Origin of the sequence: Brevundimonas sp. VNH65 (genome assembly GCF_049445955.1) — a bacterium.
In the GTDB taxonomy this organism is placed as follows: Bacteria; Pseudomonadota; Alphaproteobacteria; order Caulobacterales; family Caulobacteraceae; genus Brevundimonas.
Window position 1 is genome coordinate 235,657 of the sequence record NZ_JBMSDX010000001.1, and the last position, 22,995, is coordinate 258,651.

The following is a 22,995-nucleotide window of genomic DNA, read 5'->3' on the forward strand; positions in this document are numbered from 1 at the left end:
TAGAATGTGCGCCATGGAAACTCAGGAGCAGGTGATCGCCTCGGCGATACACGGCGGCGTGGCCGTGCTGACGGTGGACAGTCCACCGGTCAACGCCCTGTCGGCGGCGGTTCGCGGCGCGATCCTGAAGGGCGTCGAGGTGGCCGAGGCGGACCCGGCCGTGCGCGCCGTCGTCCTGATCTGCGCCGGACGCACCTTCTTCGCCGGGGCCGACATCACTGAATTCGGCCGCGCGCCGGTCTCGCCCTCCCTGCCTGAACTGGTCGACCGTATCGAGGCCGCGACCAAGCCGGTCGTGGCCGCCATCCATGGCACGGCTCTGGGCGGCGGGCTGGAGATCGCCCTGGCCTGTCACGGCCGTATCGCCGTCCCGTCCGCGAAACTCGGTCTGCCCGAGGTCAAGCTGGGCCTGCTGCCGGGGGCGGGCGGGACGCAGCGCCTGCCGCGCCTGGTCGGGGTCGCCCGGGCGCTGGACATGGTGGTCGGCGGCGATCCGGCGCCGGCGGGAACGGCGCTGGAGACCGGCCTGATCGACCGGCTTGCGGCCGAGGGATCGCTTCGGGACGACGCGATCGCCCTGGCGCTCGAGATGGCGGGGAACGGCGCCCTGCGTCGCGTCTCCGAACTGGCCGTGCCGGGCGATACGGGGGCTGACGTCTTCCAGACCTTCCAGGCGGCCAATGCGCGGCGGACCGCCGGTCAGGATGCGGCTGTCGCCTGTGTCGAGGCCGTTCGCGCGGCGGTCGAGCTGCCCTTCGCCGAGGGCTGCCGGCTGGAACGCGCCCTGTTCCTGAAACTGGTCACGGGCGAACAGTCGGCCGCCCTGCGCCATCTGTTCTTCGCCGAACGCAAGGCGGCGGACATCCCCGACGTGCCGCGCGACACGCCGCTGCGCCCGATCGGCAAGGTGGGGATCATCGGGGCAGGGACCATGGGCGGCGGCATCGCCATGAATTTCCTCAACGCCGGCCTGCCGGTGACCCTGGTCGAGATGAAGGCCGAGGCCCTGGATCGCGGCGTCGCCACCATCCGGAAGAACTACGACGCCAGCGCCGCCAAGGGCCGGATGACGCCAGAGGCGGTAGAGGCGCGCATGGCCCTGCTGACGCCCGTGCTGGACTATGACGCCCTGGCCGAATGCGACCTGATCATCGAGGCGGTGTTCGAGGAGATGGCGGTCAAGCAGACGGTCTTCGCCCGCATCGACGCGGTGGCCAGGCCCGGCGCCATCCTGTCGACCAACACCTCCTATCTGGACGTGAACCGCATCGCCGCCGCCACGGCGCGACCACAGGACGTCATCGGCCTGCATTTCTTCTCGCCCGCCAATGTCATGAAGCTGCTGGAGGTGGTGCGGGGCGAGGCGACCGCGCCCGACGTGATCGCCACGGCCATGGCCCTGGGCAAGACCATCGGCAAGGTCGCGGTGCTGGTCGGGGTGGCGCACGGCTTCGTCGGCAACCGGATGCTGGCCGAGCGCCAGCGCGAGGCGGGCAAGCTGATCCTGGAAGGCGCGACGCCCTGGCAGGTCGATCGCGTGCATCAGGCGTTCGGCCTGCCGATGGGGCCGTTCCAGATGGCCGATCTGGCCGGGCTTGATCTGGGCTGGAGCCGGGAGACCTCGCGCGGCGAAACGATCCGCGACCGCCTCTGCGAGATCGACCGGCGCGGCCAGAAGACCGGCGCGGGCTTCTATGACTATGACGCGGCCCGCAAGGCGTCGCCGTCGCCCATGGTCGAGAAGATGATCGCCGATCTGGCCGCCGAAAAGGGCGTCGTCCGCCGCGAGGTCTCCGATCAGGAGATCATCGAGCGCTGCCTCTATCCGATGGTCAACGAGGGCGCGCGAATTCTGGAAGAGAAGAAGGCCTCGCGCGCCTCGGACATCGATGTGGTCTGGGCCTATGGCTACGGCTGGCCGCGCTGGCGCGGCGGGCCGATGATCTGGGCCGACACGATCGGGCTGCCGACGGTGGTCGAGGGCCTGCGCCGACATGCCGAGCGCTTCGGCGCTGATCTGACGATTTCACCCCTGCTGGACCGACTGGCGCGCGAGGGAGGGCGGCTGTCGGAGATCTGATTTCACCCCTTCTGTAACCCAAACCAAGGCGCTGCGATCAACGTGGCCATTGTCGAGGAAGCCGCCCCTATGACCCAGACCGCGAACCGGACGCCGTCTCCCGAACACCCCGCCTGGCCCGTGCTCAGCCTGGCGCACGCCCACGCGGCCCTGACGGCGACGGGCGCGCCCTTCGAGATCGAGACGATCCAGATCGACGGGCGGCCGGTCAAATGGTGGAAGAACGCCCCGCCGACCCTGCGCCACACCTTCATGGCGGCCAAGGCGCACGGCCAGAAGACTTTCATCGTCTATGAGGACGACCGGGTCAGCTTCGACGCCTTCATGCGCGCCAGCCTGGCCCTGGCTGCCGAGCTTCAGGCGGCGGGGGTCCAGCCGGGCGACCGGGTGGCCCTGGCCATGCGCAACCTGCCGGAATGGCCGGTCGCCTTCTTCGCAGGGGTGCTGACCGGTGCGGTGGTCGTCGCCCTGAACGCCTGGTGGAGCGGGCCGGAGCTGCTTTACGGTCTGACCGATTCTGGCTCGACCGTGGCCATCATGGATCCGGAGCGGCTGGCGCGGGTCGAGCCCCTTCTTGGCGGAGCGCCGGACGTGGCGCGCCTCTATGTCTGCCGCGCCGAGGCCGAGCCGGCCGATCCCCGCATCCGGACGCTGGAAAGCGTCATCGGCCGTCCCGCCGACTGGGCGTCCCTGCCCGAAGGCGCCCTGCCGCCGGTCGCCATCGACCCCGAGGACCCGGCGGTCCTGTTCTACACCTCGGGCACAAGCGGCGTGCCCAAGGGCGCCCTGGGCACCCATCGCAACGCGGGCTGCAGCCTGATGGCCGCCCAGTTCAGCCTGGTCCGGTCAATGATCCGGCGCGGCGAGGCTGTTCCGACCCCCGATCCGGACGCGCCCCAGCGGGTGGGCCTGGTCTCCATTCCCTTCTTCCACACCACGGGCTGCAACGCCGTCCTGCTGCCGGCCGTGGCCCTGGGTCAGAAGCTGGTCTGCCAGCGCCGGTTCGAGCCGGCCGAGGCCTGCGCCCTGATCGAGCGCGAAGGGATCCAGACCATCGGCGGCGTGCCGGCGGTGGCCATCGCCGTCCTCAGCTGCCCGGAACGCGCCAACCACGACCTGTCCTCGCTGGAGATCGTCGCCTATGGCGGGGCCCCGGCGCCCGAGACCCTGGTCAGGAAGATCGCCGCCGACATGAAGGCCGCGCCCGGCTCGGGCTGGGGCATGACCGAGACCAGCGCCACCCACACCCACCATCTGGCCGAGGACTATCTGCACCGGCCCCTGTCCTGCGGCCCGGCCATGCCGGTCAGCGAGGTCAAGGTGGTCGACGAGGCCGGGAACGCCCTGCCGACCGGCGAGGTCGGCGAGTTGATGGCCTATGGGCCGAATATCGTGAAGGGCTACTGGAACAAGCCGAAGGAGACGGCCGAGACCTTCGTCGACGGCTGGGTCAAGACAGGCGACATCGCCCGCATCGACGAAGAAGGCTTCGTCTTCATCGTCGACCGCAAGAAGGACGTCATCATCCGCGGCGGCGAGAACATCTACTGCCAGGAGGTCGAGGACGTCCTCTACGCCCACCCGGCGGTGGTCGAGGCCGCCCTGGTGTCCCGACCACATCCCTTGCTGGGCGAGGAGGCCGTGGCCTTCGTCTCCCTGCTGCCCGGCCAGAGGGTCGGGGCCGAAGCCCTGCGCGCCTTCGTCGCCGAACGGCTGGCGGCCTTCAAGGTCCCGGCGGAGGTGCGGATTTCGTCCGGCATGCTGCCCCGCAACGCCGCAGGCAAGATCGTCAAGCCGGACCTGAAGGCGGCGCTGGCCAGAGAGACTGCGCAATGAATCTCGACTTCTCGCCCGAGGATATCGCCTTTCGCGACGCCGTCCGCGCCTTCATCGCTTCGGAGTATCCGCCCGAGCTGCGGGCGCGCCAGAAGGCTGGAGAGCATCCGGGCCGCGAGGACTATCTGTCCTGGCATCGGGCCCTGGCGAAGGCGGGATGGATCGCGCCGGGCTGGCCGGTCGAATATGGCGGTCCGGGCCTGACGCCGACGCAGAAACACCTGCTGGCCAATGAACTGGCCGCCGCCGACACCATCCGCCTGCCGCCGTTCGGCATCAGCATGGTCGGGCCGGTGATCTACACCTTCGGCACGGCCGAGCAGAAGGCGCGCTTCCTGCCTCCGACCCTGTCTGGCGACATCTGGTGGTGCCAGGGCTATTCGGAGCCCGGCGCGGGCTCCGACCTGGCCAGCCTGACGACGCGGGCGGTGAGGGATGGCGACCACTATGTCGTCAACGGCCAGAAGACCTGGACGACCCTGGCGCAATACGCCGACTGGGGCTTCTTCCTCGTCCGCACCGATCCCGACGCCAAGGCGCAGGAGGGGATCAGCTTCCTGCTGATCGACATGAAGTCTCCGGGCGTCACCGTGCGGCCGATCATCACCCTGGACGGCGCTCATGAGGTCAATGAGGTCTGGCTGGAGGACGTCCGCGTCCCGGTCGAGAACCGCATCTATGAGGAAAACAAGGGCTGGACCTGCGCCAAGTTCCTGCTGGCCCACGAGCGGACCAATATCGCCGGGGTCGCGGCCTCCAAGAACGCCCTGAACAAGCTGCGCGCCGTCGCCGAGGCCGAGGGTCTGGCCGATGATCCGGTCTATCAGCGCAAGCTGGCGGATCTGGAGATCGACCTCCTGGCGCTGGAATACACCGAGCTGCGCACCCTGGCGCGCGAAAGCGCCGGCAAGGGGCCGGGGCCGGAATCCTCCCTGCTCAAGATCAAGGGCACGGAGGTGCAGCAGCGGCTGACCGAACTGATGGTTGAGGCCGTCGGCGCCTATGCCCTGCCGGACGCGCGGGCCATCCGATCCGGCAATCTGGGCCCTGTGGGGCCGGTCTGGGCCGGTCGCGCGGCGCCGACCTATTTCAACATGCGCAAGACCTCGATCTTCGGCGGCTCGAACGAGATCCAGCGCAACATCATCGCCAAGATGGTTCTGGGGCTCTGACGGATGGATTTCGAGTTTTCCGAGGAACAGACCCTGCTGGCCGATGCGGTGAACGGCTATCTGACGGGCGCCTATGACCTGGAGGCGCGCCGTCGCGCCGTGGCTTCGGACGCCGGCTGGCGGCCCGAGGTCTGGAAGGCCCTGGCCGAGGAGCTCGGCGTCCTCGGCGCCCTTGTTCCGGAAGAGGCCGGGGGGCTGGGCGGCGGCGGGGTGGAGGCGATGATCGTCATGCGCGCCATCGGCCGCGCGCTGGCGCTGGAGCCGTATCTGGAGACGGCGGTGCTGGGCGTCGGCCTGCTGAAACGGGCGGGCGGCGCACAGGCTGAGGCCCTGATGGCCACCATCGCCGAGGGTCAGGCCATCGTCGCCTTCGCCCATGAGGAGGCGGCGGGACGCCACGCCCTGCTGAGGGTCGAGACCACGGCGCGGCGCGAGGGCGACGGCTGGCGGCTGGACGGCGCCAAGGCGGTGGTGTCGGCGGCGCCGTGGGCCAGCCACCTGATCGTTTCGGCCCGGACCTCGGGCGCCGCGACCGACGAGGCGGGCATCGGCCTGTTCCTGATCGATGTCGCGTCGGCGGGGGAGGGCCTTTCGATCCGCGCCTATCCGACTGTCGACGGCCGACGCGCGGCGGAGGTGGCCTTCGATGGGCTGGTCCTCCCCGCCGATGCGCTCCTGGGCGAGGACGCCTTCGACGGCGTCATCGCCCCGGCGCTGGACGAGGCCGTCGCCGGCCAGTGCGCGGAGGCGGTCGGGGTGCTGTCGCAGCTCCATGACCAGACCCTGGACTATGTGAAGCAGAGGAAGCAGTTCGGCCGACCCATCGGCCAGTTCCAGGTGCTGCAGCACCGGTTGGCGGACACCTTCGCCGCCGTCGAGCTGGCCACGTCTCTGACCTATATGGCCACGCTCCATCTGGACGCCCCGGCGGCCCAGCGGGCCCGCGCCGTCTCGGCGGCCAAGGTCGGGGTCGCGCGCGCCCTGCGTTTCGTCAGCCAGGCGGCGGTCCAGACCCACGGCGGCATCGGCATGACCGACGAACTGGCGCTCAGCCACTATTTCAAACGCGCCTCGGTCATCGAACAGCAGCTGGGCGGGATCGAGCCGCACCTGCGCCGCTTCATCTCCCTTACTCCGGCCTCCACCGCCGACCTGGATGGAGGTCTGGTCGATGCCTGACTTCCGGGCCTCGGACGGCGTGCGCCTGAACTATTTCGTCTGGGGCGAGGCGGGCGAGCGGCCGCCGGTCTTACTGCACCACGGCTTCGCCGCCAGCGCCCTGCTGAACTGGCACGGGACGGGGGTGGTCCAGGCGCTCCTTGATGGCGGCCGGCAGGTCATCGCCATCGACGCGCGGGGACACGGGACTTCGGACGCCCCGACCGATCCGGCCCTCTATGGCGAGGTTCGACTGGCCAGGGATGTCGGTGAACTGCTCGATCATCTGGGCGTCAAACAGGTCGATCTTGCGGGATATTCGATGGGCGCGGTCACCGCCCTGATCTTCGCGTCGGGCGATGACCGGGTGCGGCGTCTTTGGATCGGCGGCGTCGGCGAGGCGGTCATCGATCTGGGCGGCGTCGAGACCCGGCTTTTGCCGCCCGGCGCGCTGATCGCGGCGCTGGAGGCCGATCAGCGGCCCGCCGACATGCATCCGGGCGTGGCCGAGTTCCGCATCTTCGCCGAGCGCACCGGCGGTCATCTGAAGGCGCTGGCGGCCCAGGCTCGGTCGCTGCACGCCGCCCCCATCGCCCTGGACAAGGTTCGCATGCCGACACGCCTCGTCGCTGGCGATCAGGACCCGCTGGCGCGCCATCCGCAGCGTCTCGCCGACGCCTTGCCGGACGCCGAACTCATCATCCTGCCGGGCACGCATCTGGGCGTGTGCGGCATCCCCGAATTCGCGGAGTCGATCGTCGCCTTCGTGAACTGACCGCCTCCCGAGGAAGGGCGGCCAGAGACTTCCAGTACCTGCGTAACCACACAACAGCGGATCAACCGCACAGAGGGAGGAAGACCATCATGAGGACCCATCAACGGCTTCGGACCGGCGCATCGCTCGCCGCCTTCGCCATCGCCACACTGGCCGCCGGCGGCGCCGTCGCCCAGCAGGACCAGCCCACTTCGGTCGACGACGTCATCGTCACCGCCAACAAGCGCGAACAGAGCCTGCAGGACGTTCCGTCGGTGGTCACCGCCATCAGCGAACAGCTGCTGACCGACGCCGGCGTGAAGGACATCAGGACCTGCAGATCCTGACTCCCGGCCTGACGGTGACCTCGACCTCGAACGAGGCGATCACGACAGCCCGCGTCCGCGGCGTCGGCACCGTCGGCGACAACCCCGGCCTCGAAAGCTCGGTGCTCGTGACGATCGACGGCGTCTATCGCCCGCGCAACGGCGTCGGCTTCGGCGACCTGGGCGAGATGGAGCGCATCGAGGTGCTGAAGGGGCCCCAGGGCACCATCTTCGGCAAGAACGCCTCCGCGGGCGTCATCAACATCCTGACCCAGCGTCCGTCCTTCACCTTCGGCGGCAATGCGGAGCTGACCTTCGGCAACTACGGGGCGATGGGCGGCTCGGCCTCCGTCACCGGCCCGATCATCGGCGACAGCCTGGCCGGTCGCTTCTATGTCGCGCGGCGCACCCGTGACGGCTTCATGGACGTCTCCACCGGTCCGGGGCCGCGCACCCTCACCGAGGACAACGATCAGGACTTCTGGACCGGACGCGGCCAGCTGCTGTGGCTGCCCAGCGACAACGTCTCGGCCCGGCTGATCGTCGACTATTCCAAGCGGGAAGAGAACTGCTGCGCCGCGACCCAGCTGTTCGTCGGTCAGGCCGCCAACTCGCGCGCCAATCTGATCAACGCGGTCCGGCCGGACTCGGTCGATACGACGGCGACGCCGTTCGATCGGCGCGCCCGTAGCAACCGCGACACCCTGCAGGACATCGAGGACAAGGGCGTCTCCCTGCAACTGGACATCGACCTGTCGCCGGAGGTCTCCCTGACCTCGATCACAGCGGCGCGGTCCTGGAACATCATCAGCGGCCAGGACAGCGACTTCACCTCGGCCGACCTGGTCTATCGTCCCAGCGACGGGTCCAACTTCACCGACTTCGGCCAGTTCTCGCAGGAACTGCGTCTGGCCGGAAACTCCGGCCCGATCGACTGGCTGCTGGGCGCCTTCTACGCCACCGAGGATTTGGAGAGCGGCTCGGCCCTGCTCTACGGCAGCGACTACTACGCCTATTTCGCCGGCCGGGTGCTGGGCGGGGTGCCGGGCTTGATCGGCCTGACGCCGGCGGCCATCTTCCAGCCGGGCAACGGATCGCGCGACAGCTATGATCAGACCGGCGACACCTTCGCCGTCTTCGCCGACATCAATGCGGCCCTGACGTCCAAGCTGACCCTGAACATCGGCGCCCGCTGGACGGTCGACGACAAGTCTCTGACCTCGACCTACACCTCGACCGGCACGTCCTGCGATCAGGCCGAGGGCGCCTTCCTTCCGCTCGCCGGTCTGCTGGGCTCCGCCACCGCCCAGACCATCGTCGGCGGCCTGTGCCTGAACAGCCAGAACAACGACTTCGACGCCCTGGGGACCTTCACCCAGGAACGATCCGAGGACGCCGTCACCGGCACGATGAAGCTGAAGTACGACTTCACCGAAGGGGCCATGGCCTACGCCTCCTATTCGCGGGGCTTCAAGGCCGGGGGCTTCAACCTGGATCGTGAGCAGGCGATCCTGATCACCGCCACGGGGCCGAACTTCACGGCCGATCCCAACACCGCCTTCCGCGGCGAATATGTGGATTCCTATGAGGTCGGGACCAAGCTGAGGCTGTTCGACGGCGCCATGTCGCTGAACGGCGCCTGGTTCCACCAGACCTATGAGGACTTCCAGCTCAACACCTTCGTGGGCACGGCCTTCATCGTCGAGACCCTGCCCGAGGTGATCTCCAAGGGCTTCGATCTGGATCTGATGTGGTTCCCGCCGATCGAGGGCCTGACCCTGCAGGGCGGCCTGACCAACGCCGAGACCACCATCAGCCCCTTCGTCGCTGCGGACCTGCTGGTGCCCAGCCGCTTCAACAGCCTGCGCCGCCTGCCGGGCGCCCAGCTGTCGTTCGCGCCGGAATGGTCGGGCTCGCTGGCGGCCACCTATGAGCGGTCGATCGGCTCGGGTCTGAAGTTCCGCGGCAATGTCTCGGCCAAATACATGGGCGACTACAACACCGGGTCGGACCTGCATCCCTCCAAGTTCCAGGAGGCCTACACCCTGGTGAACGCCCGCATCGCCATCGGCTCCGAGGACGAACGCTGGACGCTGGAAGCCTGGGCCCAGAACCTGACCGACCAGGACTATCTGCAGGTCGGCTTCAACGGCCCGTTCCAGGTGGACGAGAACAACGACGCCATCAGCGTCTACAACGCCTTCCTGGGCGCCCCGCGCACCTACGGCCTGACCCTGCGCAGCCGTTTCTGACGCAAAGGGCCCGGCGGGATATTTCCGCCGGGCCGCTTCGCCACATCGTCTTCGTCAGGTCTGGACGGCGCGACCTTGCACGCCGCTCGCTGACGTTCGTCCCACCCCCGGCTCCGGCGTCGGGGGCGACTGGCCGGGGGCGCGACCGCGCCTCCGGTCCCTCTTTTCGCGTTTCAGGCGGCGAAGCGTCCGCCCTTGCGTGCGTAGGCCTGGGTGCCGCGGGTGAAGACCCGATCGGTCGCCAGGATCGTCTCGGGATCGTGCTCCCCGTCCTGGTCCAGCGCCGCATAGACCGGCCCGAAATCGCGCAGCGTCACGGCCTTCAACTCCTCGACCGAGGGGATGACGAAATAGGTCTGCTGGAAATCGTCGATCCGGTACCGGGTCCGCATCACCCGCAACAGGTCGAAGCCGAGCCGGTTGGGCGATGGGTCTTCCAGGGCGAAGACGCTCTCGGTGGCCGAGGACACGATCCCCGCGCCGAACAGCCGGACGCCGCCCGCCTCCTCGATCAGTCCGAACTCGACCGTGTACCAGTACAGCCTCGCCAGATTGTCCAGCTTGCCCAGGGACGCCGCCCGCTGACCGCCCCGGCCATAGGCCTGCATGTAGTCGGCGAAATCGGGATCGGTCAGCATCGGCACATGGCCGAAGACGTCGTGAAAGATGTCCGGCTCCTGGAGGTAGTCCAACTGGTCGCGACGACGGATGAATTGGCCCGAAACGAACCTCTTGTTGGCCAGGTGGTCGAAGAAGACGGCGTCCGGCACCAGGCCGGGCACGCACACCACCTCCCAGCCGGTCAGGGCCTTGAGCCTGGGGTTCAGCAGCGACAGATCGGGAATGCCGCCCCCGCCCAGATCCAGCGCCCTCGTGCCCTTCAGGAAGGCCTCACAGGCGCGGCCGGGCAGGATCTCCATCTGACGGGCGTAGAGGATGTCCCAGGTCTGGTGCTCCTCCTCGGTATAGGCGCGCCAGTTCTGGCTGATGGTCCAGTCGGCGGCGGCGCCGGGCGGGGGGGTGTCGAACACGTGCTCGAAATCGGACATGGCGAGCCTCCTGTGAGCGCCTTTCTAGGCCCGTGGCCGGTTACGATCTAGTGGATGGGCATGTGCGGCGGCGCATGGTGGCCCTGCGCGTCGACGCTGAGCCAGCGCGCCGCGTCTTCCTGCGACAGGCGGTCTTCGTCGGGATCAGCCTCCAGGATGCGCTCGGCGGCGTAGACCAGGAACCCCGCCTCCTCGCCCATGGCCAGGACACGATAGAAGGGCTGCAGCCGGTCGGCCGGCTGGGGCGCATCGGGCGCGCCGGCGTATTCGGCGTCCACGTCGATCACGAGGCCGCGAAAGGCCTGCTCGCGGTGGCGAACGATCTGACCGATGGCGAAACGGGCTGTGCTGATGCGGGTCATGCGCCGATCCTGCACCATTGAAAATGACCCTGGCCGGAAGGCGCCGTTCATGTGGGGGTCATCCTTCGCTTGCCTGAACGGCGCCAGCGACTAGTCTGTATGCTGACGGGCGCCGCCACGGTGCGCCCACAACGAAAGTTCGGCCCATGCCGGAACGAGACGCCGCGCCGGGGAGGCGCGACGATCGGTCCCCGCGCCGCCGATCCGGACCCCGCGCCGCTTCCAGCACAGGGCAGGCGTCGTCCGAGTCTTCGTCGGCGCCGGCCTCGACGTCGGGCGCGCCCATTTACGGCGCCCTGGATCTGGGGACCAACAACTGTCGGCTGCTGATGGCGCGGCCGAACCGCGACGGCTTCCGCGTCGTCGACAGTTTCAGCCGCATCGTGCGTCTGGGCGAAGGCCTGTCGCGCACCGGGCGGCTGGACTCGGCCGCCATGGACCGCACCTATGACGCCCTGGCCCATTGCGCCGAGCGGATTCGCCGTAAAGGGGTCGACCCCTCGCGCCTGAGCGCCGTCGCCACCCAGGCGTGCCGGGCCGCGGAAAACGGCGCCGAGTTCGTCGCTCGGGTTCGCGACGGCACCGGTCTGGATCTGCGCATCATCGGCGCGGAAGAAGAGGCGCGCCTGTCGGTTCAGGGGTGCCTGAACCTGTTCGATCCCCGCGCACGGGCGGTCCTTGTGATCGACGTCGGCGGCGGCTCGACCGAACTGTCCTGGCTGAGGCGCGACGGTCGCGACATGCGCACCCTGGCCTGGATGTCGGCGCCCGTGGGCGTCGTCAGCCTGGCCGAACGCCATCCGGAAGCCGAGGCGGCCGACGCCGACGCCTGGTTCGAGGCCATGGTCGCCGACATGACCTCGGCGCTGAAGGCCGGCGGCGCCTTTCGGGAGGATTTGGACGCCCTGCGGCGATCCGGCCCCAGTCATCTGGTCGGCACGTCCGGGGCCATCACCAGCCTGGCCGGAATCCACCTGAACCTCGAGCGGTATCAGCGGGACCGCGTCGACGGCCTTTGGATGACCCGGACCGAGTGCGACGCCGCGACCCGGCGACTGCGCGATCTCGGCGCCGAGGGCCGGGCGGCCGAGGCCTGCATCGGTCCGAACCGCGCCGACCTGGTGCTGGCGGGCGCGGCGATCCTCGAGGCCGTCCAGCGGGCCTGGCCATGCGAGCGGGTGCGGGTGGCCGATCGCGGGCTGCGCGAGGGTCTGCTGCTGGAGCGGATGCGCGCCGATCGGGGGCCGCGCCGCCGCCGCCGCCGACCGGGGTCCTGATCGGATCTAGCCGCCCGACGGCGTTCCGCCCGTCACCTGAACCGGCAAGGTCACGTCACAGGCCGAGAAATCCGCCCCACGGGCCTCACGCGCCTGTCGCACCAGGTCGCGGAACCGGGGCGAGGCTGGATCGAGCACCTGCGCCACGGGCCGTTCGGCCTCCGCCAGATCGGCCGCGACCCTGACGCGCGTCATCAGGTCGGGCTGGGCCACCAGGCCGGAGGCGTCGGTGCCGAAATTCAGCGTCCGCACCACGTCGAGCCCGGCCACGGCCACGCCCCAGACGGTGTAGCGCTTGTCCAGCGACGGATAGGCCTGACGCATGATGAAGAACTGGCTGTTGGCGGAATCCGGATTGTCGTCCCGCGCCATGCCCGCCACGCCCGGACAGTACAGACCCCAGCCGTGCACCTTGCCGTCTCCGGTCTGGGCCATCAGCGCGTCGGGCTGGGTCTGGACCGGCAGGGCGTGCAGAAAGCCCACCAGGGCCCCGGCCGGCGCCGCCGTCGGCTGGAACGGGGTCTCGGGGCCGCGCCGGAAGGTGAATTCGGCCTTCAGGTCGGGCCAGGCGCTCTGGCCGTCGCCCGTTCCCAGCGGGTCGCCGGTCTGGGCCATGAAATAGTCGATGACCCGATGCCATTTCAGATTGTCGAAGAAGGCGGCCCGCGCCAGCAGCCGCATCCGCTCCACATGTCCGGGGGCGATCTCGGGGATCATCTCCACCAGGATGCGGCCCTTGGTCGTGTCGATGACCAGCAGGTTCTCCGGCGGCACCGTGCGCCACTCGGACGCCGGCGCGCCGGCCGGGGGCGGGGTTTCAGCGGCCTGTGACCAGGCCGAGGAGGCGGCCGCCAGCAGCGTCCCCGCGGCCATCGCCGCCAGGGGTGTCCGTGTCGTCATCGTCGTCGCTCCCGAATCGCGACGCGCGTGATCAGCCGCCCGTCACCTCTGCGGGAACTTCGACCGTGCAGGGATCGAAGGTCAATGCCGGGCCGCTGCGCGCCGCGTTCACGCGCGCGACGAAGGTAGGGCTGCGCGGGTCCATGATCCGGGCGGTCGGGCGTTCGCCGACCGGCAGGTCCGACGCCAGTCGAACCCGCGTCATCACATCGGGATTGGCCACCGTGCCGTTGTTCGCCTCTGACCCGGCGTTCAGGGCGCGGACCCTCTCGAGGCCCGACAGCACGCGGCCGAAGGCGGTGTACTGGCCGAACAGGACGTCCGAGCGGCCGGTCATCAGGAAGAACTGGCTGTTGGCGCTGTCCGGCGAACCGGCGCGCGCCATGCCCGCCACGCCGGGACAGAAGACGGCGTTGGCCGGGACCTTCATGTCTGCCGTCACGAACATCTGGGCGTCGGGCTGGGTCAGAACGGCGACGCCGTCGAAATAACCCATATGGCCGGGACCGGCTCCTGCCGTGGGCTGGAAGGCACCGTCGCGACCGCGCCGGAACCGGAACTCTCCCGCCACGTCAGGCAGTTCGCTGCCGCCCTGGCCGGTGCCCTGGGGATCGCCGGTCTGGGCCATGAAGCCGGCGATGACGCGATGGAATTTCAGACCGTCGTAGAAGTTCTGGCGCGCCAGGGTCTGGATGCGGTCGACATGGGCGGGGGCCATGCGCCGATCGAGGGCGACGGTGATCCGCCCCTTGGAGGTGTCGATGACCAGCAGATCCTCCGGCGCCACCGTGCGCCATTGGTCGGACGCCAGAAGCGGCGTCGTCGGGGCGCCTGGCGTGGACTGGGCCAAGGCGGACCCGGCGATGGCGGACAGGGCGGCGGAGCAGGCGAGGGCGGACGCGAGGCGACGGATCATGGGGCGGGCTTGACCTTCTGGCGGACCCGCTCGGCGACGGCCGGGGGCACGAAACTGTCGATCCGTCCATCCAGACGGGCGATTTCCTTGACGAGACGCGAGGCGATCGCCTGATGGCGCGGATCGGCCATCAGGAACACGGTCTCGATGTCCTGATTGAGGCGCTGGTTCATCGCTGTCATCTGGAACTCGTATTCGAAGTCGGCGACGGCGCGCAGGCCGCGCACGATCACGGCGGCGTCCAGTTCCTCGGCGAAATGCATCAGCAGGCTGGCGAAGGGCCGCACCTGGATGTCGGCGCCGAAGCCGGCCACCTCGGACTGCAGCATCTCGACACGCTCGGCGGTCGAGAACAGCGGGCCCTTGTCGTCGTTCTGGGCCACGCCGACCACCAGCCGATCGACCAGCTTCACGGCCCGGCCGATGATGTCCAGATGTCCGTTGGTGACCGGGTCGAAGGTCCCCGGATACAGCCCGATGCGCATGGCGCCGCCTCCCCGCCGTTTGCGGCTAGTTAGCAGGTGCGAAAGACGCGGCCTAGCCCGTCAAGCCGCCGCCATGACGCTCTGGAACAGGACGGCGCCGTCGGCCGAGCCGAGCTCCGCCTCGAAGGCGCGGTCAGGGTGGGGCATCATGCCCAGCACGTTTCCGCGCGCGTTCTGGATGCCGGCGATGTCGGCGACCGAGCCGTTCGGGTTGTCGACATAGCGGAACACGACCTGGCCCTCGCCCTCGATCCGGGCCAGGGTCTCGGCGTCGGCGAAATAGTTTCCGTCGCCGTTGCCCTGGGTCATCACCACCTCGCGCTGGCCCTGATAGCCGGAGGTGAACCGGGTCTGGCCGTTGGCGACCGTCAGGCTGATGGGCTTGCAGACGTATTTCAGGCCCGCATTTCTAAGCAGGGCGCCCGGCAGCATCCCGGCCTCGCACAGGATCTGGAAGCCGTTGCAGATGCCGACCACCGCGACCCCGTCGTCCGCCGCCTTCTTCACCGCCTGCATGATCGGGGCCTGGGCCGCCATGGCGCCGCAGCGCAGATAGTCGCCGTAGGAGAAGCCGCCCGGCAGGACGATCAGATCAAGACCCGAAGGCAGTTCGGTCTCGGCGTGCCAGACCATCTCGACCCGCTCGCCGGTGGAGCGTTCGACGGCGACCTTGCAGTCGCGGTCGCAGTTGGAACCAGGGAAGACGATGACGGCGGCGCTCATGGCGCGGGCCTGTAGCAGGATTCCATCCGACTGTCAGTCAGGAGGCGACGTGGTGCGATCGCCGTCCAACCAGCGCCGCCCAGACCCAGATGGCCAGCCCACCCAGCGTCAGGGCCACAGCGACCCAGCCCGTCGCGCCCCAGCCCAGTCCCGCCGCCACCGCCATGCCCGCCAGCAACGGCCCAAGCGCATTGGCGGTGTTGAAGGCCGAATGGTTCAGCGCCGCCGCCAGGGTCTGGGCCTCGCCCGCCACATCCATCAGCCGGGTCTGGAGGATCGAGCCCAGTCCGCCGCCCGCGCCGATGGCCAGGACAACGGGGAACAGGGTCCAGAGGCTGTGCGACGCGGCCGGATAGAGGGCCAGGGCGACCGCGCTCCAGATCAGCAGGAATGCGGCCGCCTTGAAGCCGAACCGGTCTCCGGCCCAGGCGCCGAGCAGATTGCCGGTGAACATGCCGACGCCGAAGATGGCGAAGACCCAGGCGGCGACCTCGGGGCCCACGCCCGTCACCTCGCGCAGGGTCGAGGCCAGATAGGCGTAGACGGCGAACATGCCGCCGAAGCCGATAGCGCTGACGCCCAGGGTCAGCCAGACCTGACGGTTCTTCAGCGCGGCCAGCTCGCGCAGGGCGCCGGCTCCGGGCCGGGCCGCATCACGCGGGGCGAAGGCGGCGACCAGGGCCATGGTGAGGACCGCGAGAACCGAAACGATAACGAAGGTCGATCTCCACCCCCAGACCTGGCTGAGCAGGGTCGCGACCGGCACGCCGATGACGGTGGCGATGGTCAGGCCCATCAGGACGGTGGAGACGGCGCGCGTGCGGATCTCGCGCGGCACGATGGAGGCGGCGACCAGGGCCGCCACGCCGAAATAGGCGCCGTGCGGCAGGCCGCTCAGGAAACGGAACACCAGCATCCACTCGAAGCTCGGCGACAGGGCGCTGAGGCCGTTGCCGACGGCGAACAGGCCCATGAAGACGATCAGCAGCAGCCAGCGCGGCGCCTTGGCGCCCAGCACCGCCAGCAGCGGCGCCCCGACCACGACACCGGCGGCATAGGCGCTGATCGCATGGCCGCCGGTCGGTTCATCGACGCCCAGGCCTCGCGCGAAGTCGGGCAGGACGCTCATGGCCGCGAACTCGGTCACCCCGATGGCGAACCCGCCCATGGCCAGGGCGATCAGGGTCAGGACCACGGCCCGCGTCGAGGGCAGGGCGGGTTCGAGACGCGCGAGATCGGTGTCGGCGCAGACGCCGCAGTCGGTGGGGGCCATGGGAGGGATCCGGGGAGGAGCGGATGTTGCACCGCAAGATAGGCCGCCGCGCCGCCCCTTCAACGCCTCATGACTTATCGGCGATCACTTATGATTGCGACCGAGCGGCCAATCAGCCCTGGTTCTCGTAGGTCGCGGTGATCGACGCCTTGGCCAGGGTGTGGAAATGCAGGTTGAAGCCGAAGATCGCCCCGGAGTTGTCGGTCGTCACGTCCAGCTTTTCGACATCGACCGCGAAGACGGTGAAGACATAGCGGTGCGGGCCGTGACCCGGAGGCGGAGCCGCTCCGCCGAACGCGGCCGGGCCATAGTCGGTGCGTCCCTCGACCGATCCTGCGGGCATGGCGTTCGGCGAGGCGCCGGTCGCCAGTTCGGTCACATCCGCCGGGATGTTGGCGACCGTCCAGTGCCAGAAACCCGACCCGGTCGGAGCGTCCGGATCATAGCAGGTGACGGCGTAGGATTTCACGCCCTCCGGCGCGCCCGACCATTTCAGATGTGGGGACGTATCCCCCAGCGCCTTGACCTGGGCGTCCGGCAGGACGCCGCCATCGGTGATGTCGTTCGAGGTCAGGGTGAAGCTCATGGGTGTCTCCGCCGAAAGGGTCGAGATTGAACGCCTGAACGCCTCATCCGTGTCAGCTCAGACCACTTCGATCCGGTAGCTTTCAATCACGGTGTTGGCGAGCAGCTGTTCGCACATCTTCTTCGCCTCGGCGGCGGGATCGTCCACCCCGTCCAGATCGAACTCGATCAGCTTGCCGACGCGGGCGTCGGAAACGCCGGCCCAGCCCAGACCCTTCAGGGCGCCCTCGACGGCCTTGCCCTGAACGTCCAGCACGCCGGGCTTCAGGAACACATGAGCCTTGACCTTGGCCATCAGTGCAGCCCCCCCTGAATCACGGTCGGCATGTCCTTCATGATGCCCAGGCGGCGGGCCACCTCGGCGTAGGATTCGATCACATTGCCCATGTCGCGACGGAACCGGTCCTTGTCCAGCTTCTCGCCCGTCGTGGAATCCCACAGGCGGCAGCTGTCCGGGCTGATCTCGTCGGCCAGGATGACGCGGCTGAAATCGCCTTCCCAGACGCGGCCGAATTCGATCTTGAAGTCCACCAGGGTGATGCCGACCCCGTTGAACAGGCCGCACAGATAGTCGTTCACCCGCTGGGTGGTGGCCAGGATGTCGTCGATCTCCGGCGTCGTCGCCCAGTTGAAGGCGGTGATGTGCTCTTCGGTGACCATCGGGTCGTTGAGCTCATCCTTCTTGTAGTAGAATTCGATGATCGAGCGGGGCAGGGGCGTGCCCTCGGCCTGGCCCAGCCGCGTCGCCAGGCTGCCGGCCACGACGTTGCGGCAGACGACCTCCAGCGGGATGATCTCGACCTCGCGGATCAGCTGCTCGCGCAGGTTCAGGCGCTTGATAAAGTGGTTCGTCACCCCGATGCCGTTCAGGCGCGACATCACGAACTCGCTGATGCGGTTGTTGATGACGCCCTTGCCCTCCAGCGTCGCCTTCTTCTGGGCGTTGAACGCCGTGGCGTCGTCCTTGAAATACTGGATCAGGGTGCCGGGCTCGGGTCCTTCGTACAGGATCTTGGCCTTGCCCTCGTAGAGCTTCTTGCGCTTGGTGTTCATCGCGGCGTCCCGATCGGGAAAGTTGGCCCGGCGCCGGAAACAAAAAACGCGCGGCCGGACCGGGGTCCAGACGGCGCGACTTTGGAATCGGGCGTTCGGGAAATGATTTCGCCTCAGTCTAGCGGAACCGGGGTCCGGATACAAACCTCGGCGGCGTTCGAACCGGGGCGGAGCCTGCGACGCCTGGGACGCCGTGTTCACGCGGTTCCGTGTTGCCTTGGCCGATCCGGGCCCTATAGACCTGTCCGGTCGCCCGGCATTTGGGCGTCGTGTGGAGCATATGGTCGCTCAATGACGACTTTCGACGATCGGGAACGCGGCTTCGAGGCCAAGTTCGCCCTGGACGAGGAGCAGGAATTCCGCGCCATCGCCCGCCGGAACAAGCTGCTGGGCCTCTGGGCCGCCGAGAAGATGGGCCTGTCGCCGGAAAGCGCCGAGGACTACGCCAGGGCCGTTGTGCGCGCCGACTTTGAACAGCCCGGCGACGAGGATGTGTTCCGCAAGGTGGCCGGCGATTTCAAGGGTTCGGGCCTGACGGTGTCCGAAGGCGAGATCCGCTCCAAGATGGACGAACTGGCCTCCGTCGCCCGCGACCAGATCCGCGCGGGCGAATAAGACCGAACGCGCGTCGGCCTTCGTCGCCGACGCCGGAAGGTTTCAGGAAAAGCGAAGGGCCGCACCCGGGGGAAGTGCGGCCCTTCTTTCGTCGGGGGCTTCGGGGGAAAGCCTCACCCGATATCTGCGTCTTGCGCCCTCATCAAATGCGGGGGGCGCAAGAAGGTTTCATCGAAAAGTTCAGCTCGGCATCACCACCGTGTCGATGACGTGCACCACGCCGTTCGACTGCATGACGTCGGCCTGGGTGACGCGCGACATGCCGCCCTTGGCGTCGGTCAGGGTCACCGAGCCGTCGGCGTTGACGGTCGCCGTCAGCTTGCCGCCCTGGACGGTGTCCAGATCGACCTTGCCGCCGTTCGTCTGGGCCCGGGCGGCCAGATCGGCGGCGGTCACGCGGCCCGCCACCACGTGATAGGTCAGGATCTTGGCCAGGTCGGCCTTCATCGCCGGCGTCATCAGGGCCTCGCGGGTCGCGGCCGGGATCTTCTCGAACGCGGCGTTGTCCGGCGCGAAGACCGTGAAGGGTCCGGCGCCGCTCAGCGTCGCGCCCAGATCGGCGGCCTGAACCGCACTGACCAGGGTCGAGAGGTTGGGGGCCTTGGCGGCGTTGGCGACGATGGTGTCGTTCGGGCTCATGGCGACGCCGCCGACCATGGGATCGGTCGTGGCGGGGGCCATCGGCGCGGCATCCGCCGGGGCGGCGGTCTTTTCGGCTTCACTGTTGCAGGCCGACAGGCCAAGCAGGGCGGCGGCGGACACAGCGGCCGCGAGGGTCATCTTGGTGATCACTGGGGTCTCTCCACACAACACCGCATCTCATGGCGGTTGTGCGGGAATTACGAACCGCAGCCGGTTTGGATGCAGGACGGCGTCGAATTCAACGGACGCCGGACTGCGACAAATAGGCCGACAGAACCGCCCAGCTTTCGGCCTTGCGCTCCAGCGGCATCGTATGGGCCGGGCTCGAAGACGGCAGGTCGATCAGGGCGGGGCCGTCTCCTTGGCCCAGTATCCGTCGCCCGATCCGCGCGGCCGTCCCACCGTTGAAGCCGACCGCGCGAAGATCGGGCAGGGTCGCGATCAGGCCCTTGAGATCAGCTTGTTCAACGTCGCGGATGGCGCTGTCCAGACTGCCGCTCCGTCGCGCCGACGCCACGACGTCCCACAGGCCGACGCCGGTCTCCCGCAACGCCGCCAACCGGGCCTCGTAGGGCAGGGCGGCCAGGTCCCTGCCGATCACGCCGCCGACCAGGCGCCAAAAGCCGTTCTGGGGGTGCGCATAGTATTGCGCCGCCCTCAGCGACGCCTCACCCGGCAGGCTGCCCAGGATCAGGACGCGGGTCCCGGTGTCGGCGACGGGCGCGAAGTGGCGCTTGTCCGGCATCAGCCTCCGAACACGCGCTGGAACACCGTGTCCACGTGCTTGGTGTGGTAGCCGAGGTCGAACAGGGCCTCCAGGTCGGCGTCCGGCAGGGTGACCCGCGCGTCGGCCTTCAGGAAATCGATGAACCGGCCCTCGCCGCGCCACACCTTCATGGCGTTCTCCTGAACCGCGGCATAGGCGTTCTCGCGGCTGATGCCCGCCTGCGTCAGGGCCAGCATCACGCGCTGGGAGAAGACCAGTCCGCCCAGACGGTCGAGGTTTTTCTGCATGTTCTCGGGATAGATGTTCAGCCGCTCGACCACGCCCGCCAGGCGGTGCAGGGCGAAGTCGAGATGGATCGTCGCGTCCGGGCCGATGCCGCGCTCGACCGAGGAGTGGCTGATGTCCCGCTCGTGCCACAGGGCGACATTCTCCATCGCCGGGGTCACCGCCGACCGCACCAGGCGGGCCAGGCCGGTCAGGTTCTCGGTCAGGATCGGGTTGCGCTTGTGCGGCATGGCCGACGAGCCCTTCTGGCCCTTGTCGAAGAACTCCTCGGCTTCGAGGACTTCGGTGCGCTGCAGGTGGCGGATCTCGGTGGCCAGACGCTCTATCGACGAGGCGACGACGCCCAGGGCGGCGAAATAGGCGGCGTGCCGGTCGCGCGGGATCACCTGGGTCGAGACGGGCTCGACAGCCAGACCCATCTGTTCGGCGACATAGACCTCCACCGCGGGATCGACGTTGGCGAAGGTGCCGACCGCGCCGGAAATGGCGCAGGTGGCGATTTCCTCGCGCGCCGTGACCAGGCGTTTGCGCGCCCGCTGGAACTCGGCGTGATAGCCGGCCAGCTTCAGGCCGAAGGTCACCGGCTCGGCGTGGATGCCGTGGCTGCGGCCGACGGTGACGGTGTATTTGTGCTCCTTGGCCCGCGTCTCCAGCGCCGCCAGCACCCGGTCGACGCCGCCCAGCAGCAGGTCGGTGGCGCGCGCCAGCTGCACCGCGAAACAGGTGTCCAGCACGTCCGAGGACGTCATGCCCTGGTGCAGGAAGCGGGCTTCCTCGCCGACGGTCTCCGACACATGGGTCAGGAAGGCGATGACGTCATGTTTGGTGGTGCGTTCGATTTCGTCGATGCGGTCGGCGTTCCACACCACGTCCTTGCCCTTGGCCCACAGGGTCTCGGCCGCCTGCACCGGGATGACGCCCAGTTCGGCCATCTTGGTGGCGGCGTGGGCCTCGATCTCGAACCAGATCGAATATTTGGTCTCCTGGGACCAGATGGCGACGGCTTCGGGGCGGGAATAGCGGCTGATCATGGGCGCGGGGTGTCGGTCCAGACACCCCGGGAGTCAAGGCGAAGCGCCCGCCGTCCGCGCTTTTCAGTAGCCGCCGAAGCTGCCTGCCGCGCCGGGGAAGACGATCGGGCTTTCGGTCCCGTCCGTCGCCACGGCCGCCACGCCGAAGAACCAGTTGTCGATGATGGTGTTCTCCAGGGTGAACTCCGTGACGTCGCCGACCCAGCGGCTGTGCGTCCACTGCGGCTCCGTGGTCAGTCGCCAATAGATCCGATAGCCCGCCAGATTCGGGGCCTGGGCGGCCGGGGGACGGGACCATTTCAGCGTCGTGTCGGCCGACACCGCGCCGCTGATCGTCACCTCGGCGGGGGGCGGCGGGGCCGACGCCAGGGCGGCCAGGCTGACCACGTTCAGGGCCGTGACCTTGGCGGCGTAGGGAAAGTCGACGCCCTCGATCACGTCGCCATAGGGTCGGCCGTTCTCGGTCCGCAGATCCTGATGCTGACGGTCATAGTGTTCCAGGGTCTCGACGATCCGCACGCCGGGGAAGCCGGCGTCGTTGAACGCCCGGTGATCGCCGCCCCGCCCGAACCGGTCCAGCCGGTAGATCATCATGACGTCCAGGTTCGGGATGTAGCGATCCGCGATCCGGTCGATGTAGCGGGCCAGATTGCGGTTCGGGCCGTCCACCTCTCCGCCCGTCAGGCGACGCTGGCGGGCCTCGGCCTCGGTCTCGGTCTGGCGCAGGGCGTCGGAGAAGACGCGCACCGTGCCGTTGTCCGTCTGGCCGCCGATGCCGCGGGTGTTGCCGATCATGTCGTTGTTCAGCACCCCGACCAGCCGCCAGTTCTCGTCCTTCGCCTTCTTCGCCACGATCTGGGCGCCGACCAGACCCTGTTCCTCTCCGGCGAAGGCGACATAGACGATGGAGCCGGGGAATTTGCGCTGGCTCAGGATGCGAGCGGCCTCGATCGTCCCCACCACGCCGGATCCGTCGTCATTGGACCCCGGCGCATCGGCCGTGGCGTTCATGACGTCCGACACCCGGCTGTCCAGATGGCCGCCCATCAGGACATAGCGGTTGGGATCGGTCGTGCCCCGCTGGATGGCCACGACGCTGACCACTTCCGACGGCGTCGGCACGCGCGCGCCGGTATAGGTGTCGCCGACGTACATGACCTCCAGACAGCCGCCGCACGCGGCCGAGATCTTCTCGAACTCGGCATGGACCCAGCGGCGGGCGGCCCCGATGCCGCGCGTGGCGCTCTCGGTCTCGGACAGGGTGTGGCGCGTGCCGAAACCCACCAGGGTCCGCAGGTCCGCCTCCATCCGCGCCGCAGAGGGCGCCCCAGCCAGGTCATGCAGGAACGGCGTCTCGCCGGGCGGCGGCGCCGTCTGGGCCGCGCTCAGGGCCGAGTCTGTCTGGGCCTGAGCGGCGTCGGCGACGCCCGCGGCGGACAGGGTCAACAGGGCGGCGAGAGCAACGAGGCGCATGACGGACTTCCCACAAACGAG

23 protein-coding genes are annotated in these 22,995 nt (G+C 68.8%); 9 read left to right on the plus strand and 14 right to left on the minus strand.

What is annotated here, in order from left to right; genetic code table 11:
• The first annotated feature begins 13 nt into the window (after positions 1-13).
• From ACO2Q1_RS01160 to ACO2Q1_RS01190, 7 genes are all read left to right on the plus strand, one after another.
• The gene (locus ACO2Q1_RS01160; RefSeq protein WP_423327707.1) at positions 14-2,080 is read left to right on the plus strand and encodes a 3-hydroxyacyl-CoA dehydrogenase NAD-binding domain-containing protein; all 2,067 of its coding nucleotides are present in this window, start codon (positions 14-16) and stop codon (positions 2,078-2,080) included.
• 69 nt (positions 2,081-2,149) lie between these two features.
• Positions 2,150-3,916 carry a class I adenylate-forming enzyme family protein gene (locus ACO2Q1_RS01165; protein WP_423327708.1) on the plus strand — a complete coding sequence of 589 codons (1,767 nt, stop codon included), beginning with the start codon at positions 2,150-2,152 and terminating at the stop codon, positions 3,914-3,916.
• A complete protein-coding gene (locus ACO2Q1_RS01170) occupies positions 3,913-5,088 on the plus strand; it encodes an acyl-CoA dehydrogenase family protein (protein ID WP_423327709.1) in 1,176 nt (391 codons plus the stop codon). Before ACO2Q1_RS01165 ends, ACO2Q1_RS01170 begins: the two co-directional genes overlap by 4 nt.
• Before the next feature lie 3 nt (positions 5,089-5,091).
• The gene (locus ACO2Q1_RS01175) at positions 5,092-6,267 is read left to right on the plus strand and encodes an acyl-CoA dehydrogenase family protein (RefSeq protein ID WP_423327710.1); all 1,176 of its coding nucleotides are present in this window, start codon (positions 5,092-5,094) and stop codon (positions 6,265-6,267) included.
• Positions 6,260-7,021, plus strand: a complete 762-nt coding sequence (locus tag ACO2Q1_RS01180) for an alpha/beta fold hydrolase (RefSeq protein WP_423327711.1) — start codon at positions 6,260-6,262, stop codon at positions 7,019-7,021. Before ACO2Q1_RS01175 ends, ACO2Q1_RS01180 begins: the two co-directional genes overlap by 8 nt.
• Positions 7,022-7,110: 89 nt before the next feature.
• The gene (locus ACO2Q1_RS01185; RefSeq protein WP_423327712.1) at positions 7,111-7,347 is read left to right on the plus strand and encodes a hypothetical protein; all 237 of its coding nucleotides are present in this window, start codon (positions 7,111-7,113) and stop codon (positions 7,345-7,347) included.
• Between the two features lie 14 nt (positions 7,348-7,361).
• Positions 7,362-9,578 (plus strand): TonB-dependent receptor, encoded by a 2,217-nt coding sequence (locus ACO2Q1_RS01190; RefSeq protein ID WP_423327713.1) that lies wholly within the window; start codon positions 7,362-7,364, stop codon positions 9,576-9,578.
• Between the two features lie 173 nt (positions 9,579-9,751).
• Here ACO2Q1_RS01190 and phhA read toward each other — a convergent pair whose 3' ends face one another.
• Together phhA and hspQ are read right to left on the minus strand one after the other, a co-directional pair.
• On the minus strand, positions 9,752-10,627 hold the full coding sequence (phhA, locus tag ACO2Q1_RS01195; protein ID WP_423327714.1) for a phenylalanine 4-monooxygenase: 876 nt from the start codon (positions 10,625-10,627) through the stop codon (positions 9,752-9,754).
• 47 nt (positions 10,628-10,674) lie between these two features.
• A complete protein-coding gene (gene hspQ / locus ACO2Q1_RS01200) occupies positions 10,675-10,989 on the minus strand; it encodes a heat shock protein HspQ (RefSeq protein ID WP_423327715.1) in 315 nt (104 codons plus the stop codon).
• Between the two features lie 146 nt (positions 10,990-11,135).
• Between hspQ and ACO2Q1_RS01205 the strand changes: the two genes are divergently transcribed.
• The gene (locus tag ACO2Q1_RS01205; RefSeq protein ID WP_423327716.1) at positions 11,136-12,266 is read left to right on the plus strand and encodes a Ppx/GppA phosphatase family protein; all 1,131 of its coding nucleotides are present in this window, start codon (positions 11,136-11,138) and stop codon (positions 12,264-12,266) included.
• A 6-nt stretch (positions 12,267-12,272) separates the two neighbouring features.
• Here the strand turns inward: ACO2Q1_RS01205 and ACO2Q1_RS01210 are convergent, their stop codons facing one another.
• The 8 genes from ACO2Q1_RS01210 to purC form a co-directional block, all read right to left on the minus strand.
• Positions 12,273-13,166, minus strand: coding sequence for a peptidylprolyl isomerase (locus ACO2Q1_RS01210; RefSeq protein ID WP_423327717.1), 894 nt, complete (start codon positions 13,164-13,166; stop codon positions 12,273-12,275).
• Positions 13,167-13,197: 31 nt separating this feature from the next.
• Positions 13,198-14,082, minus strand: a complete 885-nt coding sequence (locus tag ACO2Q1_RS01215) for a peptidylprolyl isomerase (RefSeq protein ID WP_423327718.1) — start codon at positions 14,080-14,082, stop codon at positions 13,198-13,200.
• Entirely contained in the window at positions 14,079-14,567 is a 489-nt protein-coding gene (coaD, locus tag ACO2Q1_RS01220; RefSeq protein WP_423327719.1) for a pantetheine-phosphate adenylyltransferase, read from the minus strand. The genes ACO2Q1_RS01215 and coaD overlap by 4 nt, the downstream gene beginning before the upstream one ends.
• Positions 14,568-14,627: 60 nt before the next feature.
• Positions 14,628-15,290 (minus strand): phosphoribosylformylglycinamidine synthase subunit PurQ, encoded by a 663-nt coding sequence (gene purQ / locus ACO2Q1_RS01225; RefSeq protein ID WP_423327720.1) that lies wholly within the window; start codon positions 15,288-15,290, stop codon positions 14,628-14,630.
• Positions 15,291-15,327: 37 nt separating this feature from the next.
• Positions 15,328-16,563 carry an MFS transporter gene (locus tag ACO2Q1_RS01230; RefSeq protein ID WP_423327721.1) on the minus strand — a complete coding sequence of 412 codons (1,236 nt, stop codon included), beginning with the start codon at positions 16,561-16,563 and terminating at the stop codon, positions 15,328-15,330.
• Positions 16,564-16,675: 112 nt separating this feature from the next.
• Entirely contained in the window at positions 16,676-17,149 is a 474-nt protein-coding gene (locus ACO2Q1_RS01235; RefSeq protein WP_423327722.1) for a YbhB/YbcL family Raf kinase inhibitor-like protein, read from the minus strand.
• 57 nt (positions 17,150-17,206) lie between these two features.
• Positions 17,207-17,443, minus strand: a complete 237-nt coding sequence (purS, locus tag ACO2Q1_RS01240; RefSeq protein ID WP_423327723.1) for a phosphoribosylformylglycinamidine synthase subunit PurS — start codon at positions 17,441-17,443, stop codon at positions 17,207-17,209.
• On the minus strand, positions 17,443-18,201 hold the full coding sequence (purC, locus tag ACO2Q1_RS01245) for a phosphoribosylaminoimidazolesuccinocarboxamide synthase (RefSeq protein ID WP_423327724.1): 759 nt from the start codon (positions 18,199-18,201) through the stop codon (positions 17,443-17,445). Before purC ends, purS begins: the two co-directional genes overlap by 1 nt.
• A gap of 291 nt (positions 18,202-18,492) precedes the next feature.
• Here purC and ACO2Q1_RS01250 point away from each other — a divergent pair, with 291 nt between their 5' ends.
• On the plus strand, positions 18,493-18,816 hold the full coding sequence (locus tag ACO2Q1_RS01250) for a DUF1476 domain-containing protein (RefSeq protein ID WP_423327725.1): 324 nt from the start codon (positions 18,493-18,495) through the stop codon (positions 18,814-18,816).
• Positions 18,817-18,996: 180 nt separating this feature from the next.
• Here ACO2Q1_RS01250 and ACO2Q1_RS01255 read toward each other — a convergent pair whose 3' ends face one another.
• The 4 genes from ACO2Q1_RS01255 to ACO2Q1_RS01270 all read right to left on the minus strand — a co-directional run bounded on the left by ACO2Q1_RS01255 (position 18,997) and on the right by ACO2Q1_RS01270 (position 22,974).
• A complete protein-coding gene (locus ACO2Q1_RS01255; RefSeq protein ID WP_423327726.1) occupies positions 18,997-19,608 on the minus strand; it encodes a fasciclin domain-containing protein in 612 nt (203 codons plus the stop codon).
• Positions 19,609-19,696: 88 nt separating this feature from the next.
• Positions 19,697-20,203 carry a DNA-deoxyinosine glycosylase gene (locus ACO2Q1_RS01260; RefSeq protein WP_423327727.1) on the minus strand — a complete coding sequence of 169 codons (507 nt, stop codon included), beginning with the start codon at positions 20,201-20,203 and terminating at the stop codon, positions 19,697-19,699.
• Positions 20,203-21,501, minus strand: a complete 1,299-nt coding sequence (purB, locus tag ACO2Q1_RS01265) for an adenylosuccinate lyase (protein WP_423327728.1) — start codon at positions 21,499-21,501, stop codon at positions 20,203-20,205. The genes ACO2Q1_RS01260 and purB overlap by 1 nt, the downstream gene beginning before the upstream one ends.
• 63 nt (positions 21,502-21,564) lie before the next feature.
• Positions 21,565-22,974: a M28 family metallopeptidase gene (locus tag ACO2Q1_RS01270; protein WP_423327729.1), complete on the minus strand. Its 1,410-nt coding sequence runs from the start codon at positions 22,972-22,974 to the stop codon at positions 21,565-21,567.
• Between the last annotated feature and the right edge of the window lie 21 nt (positions 22,975-22,995).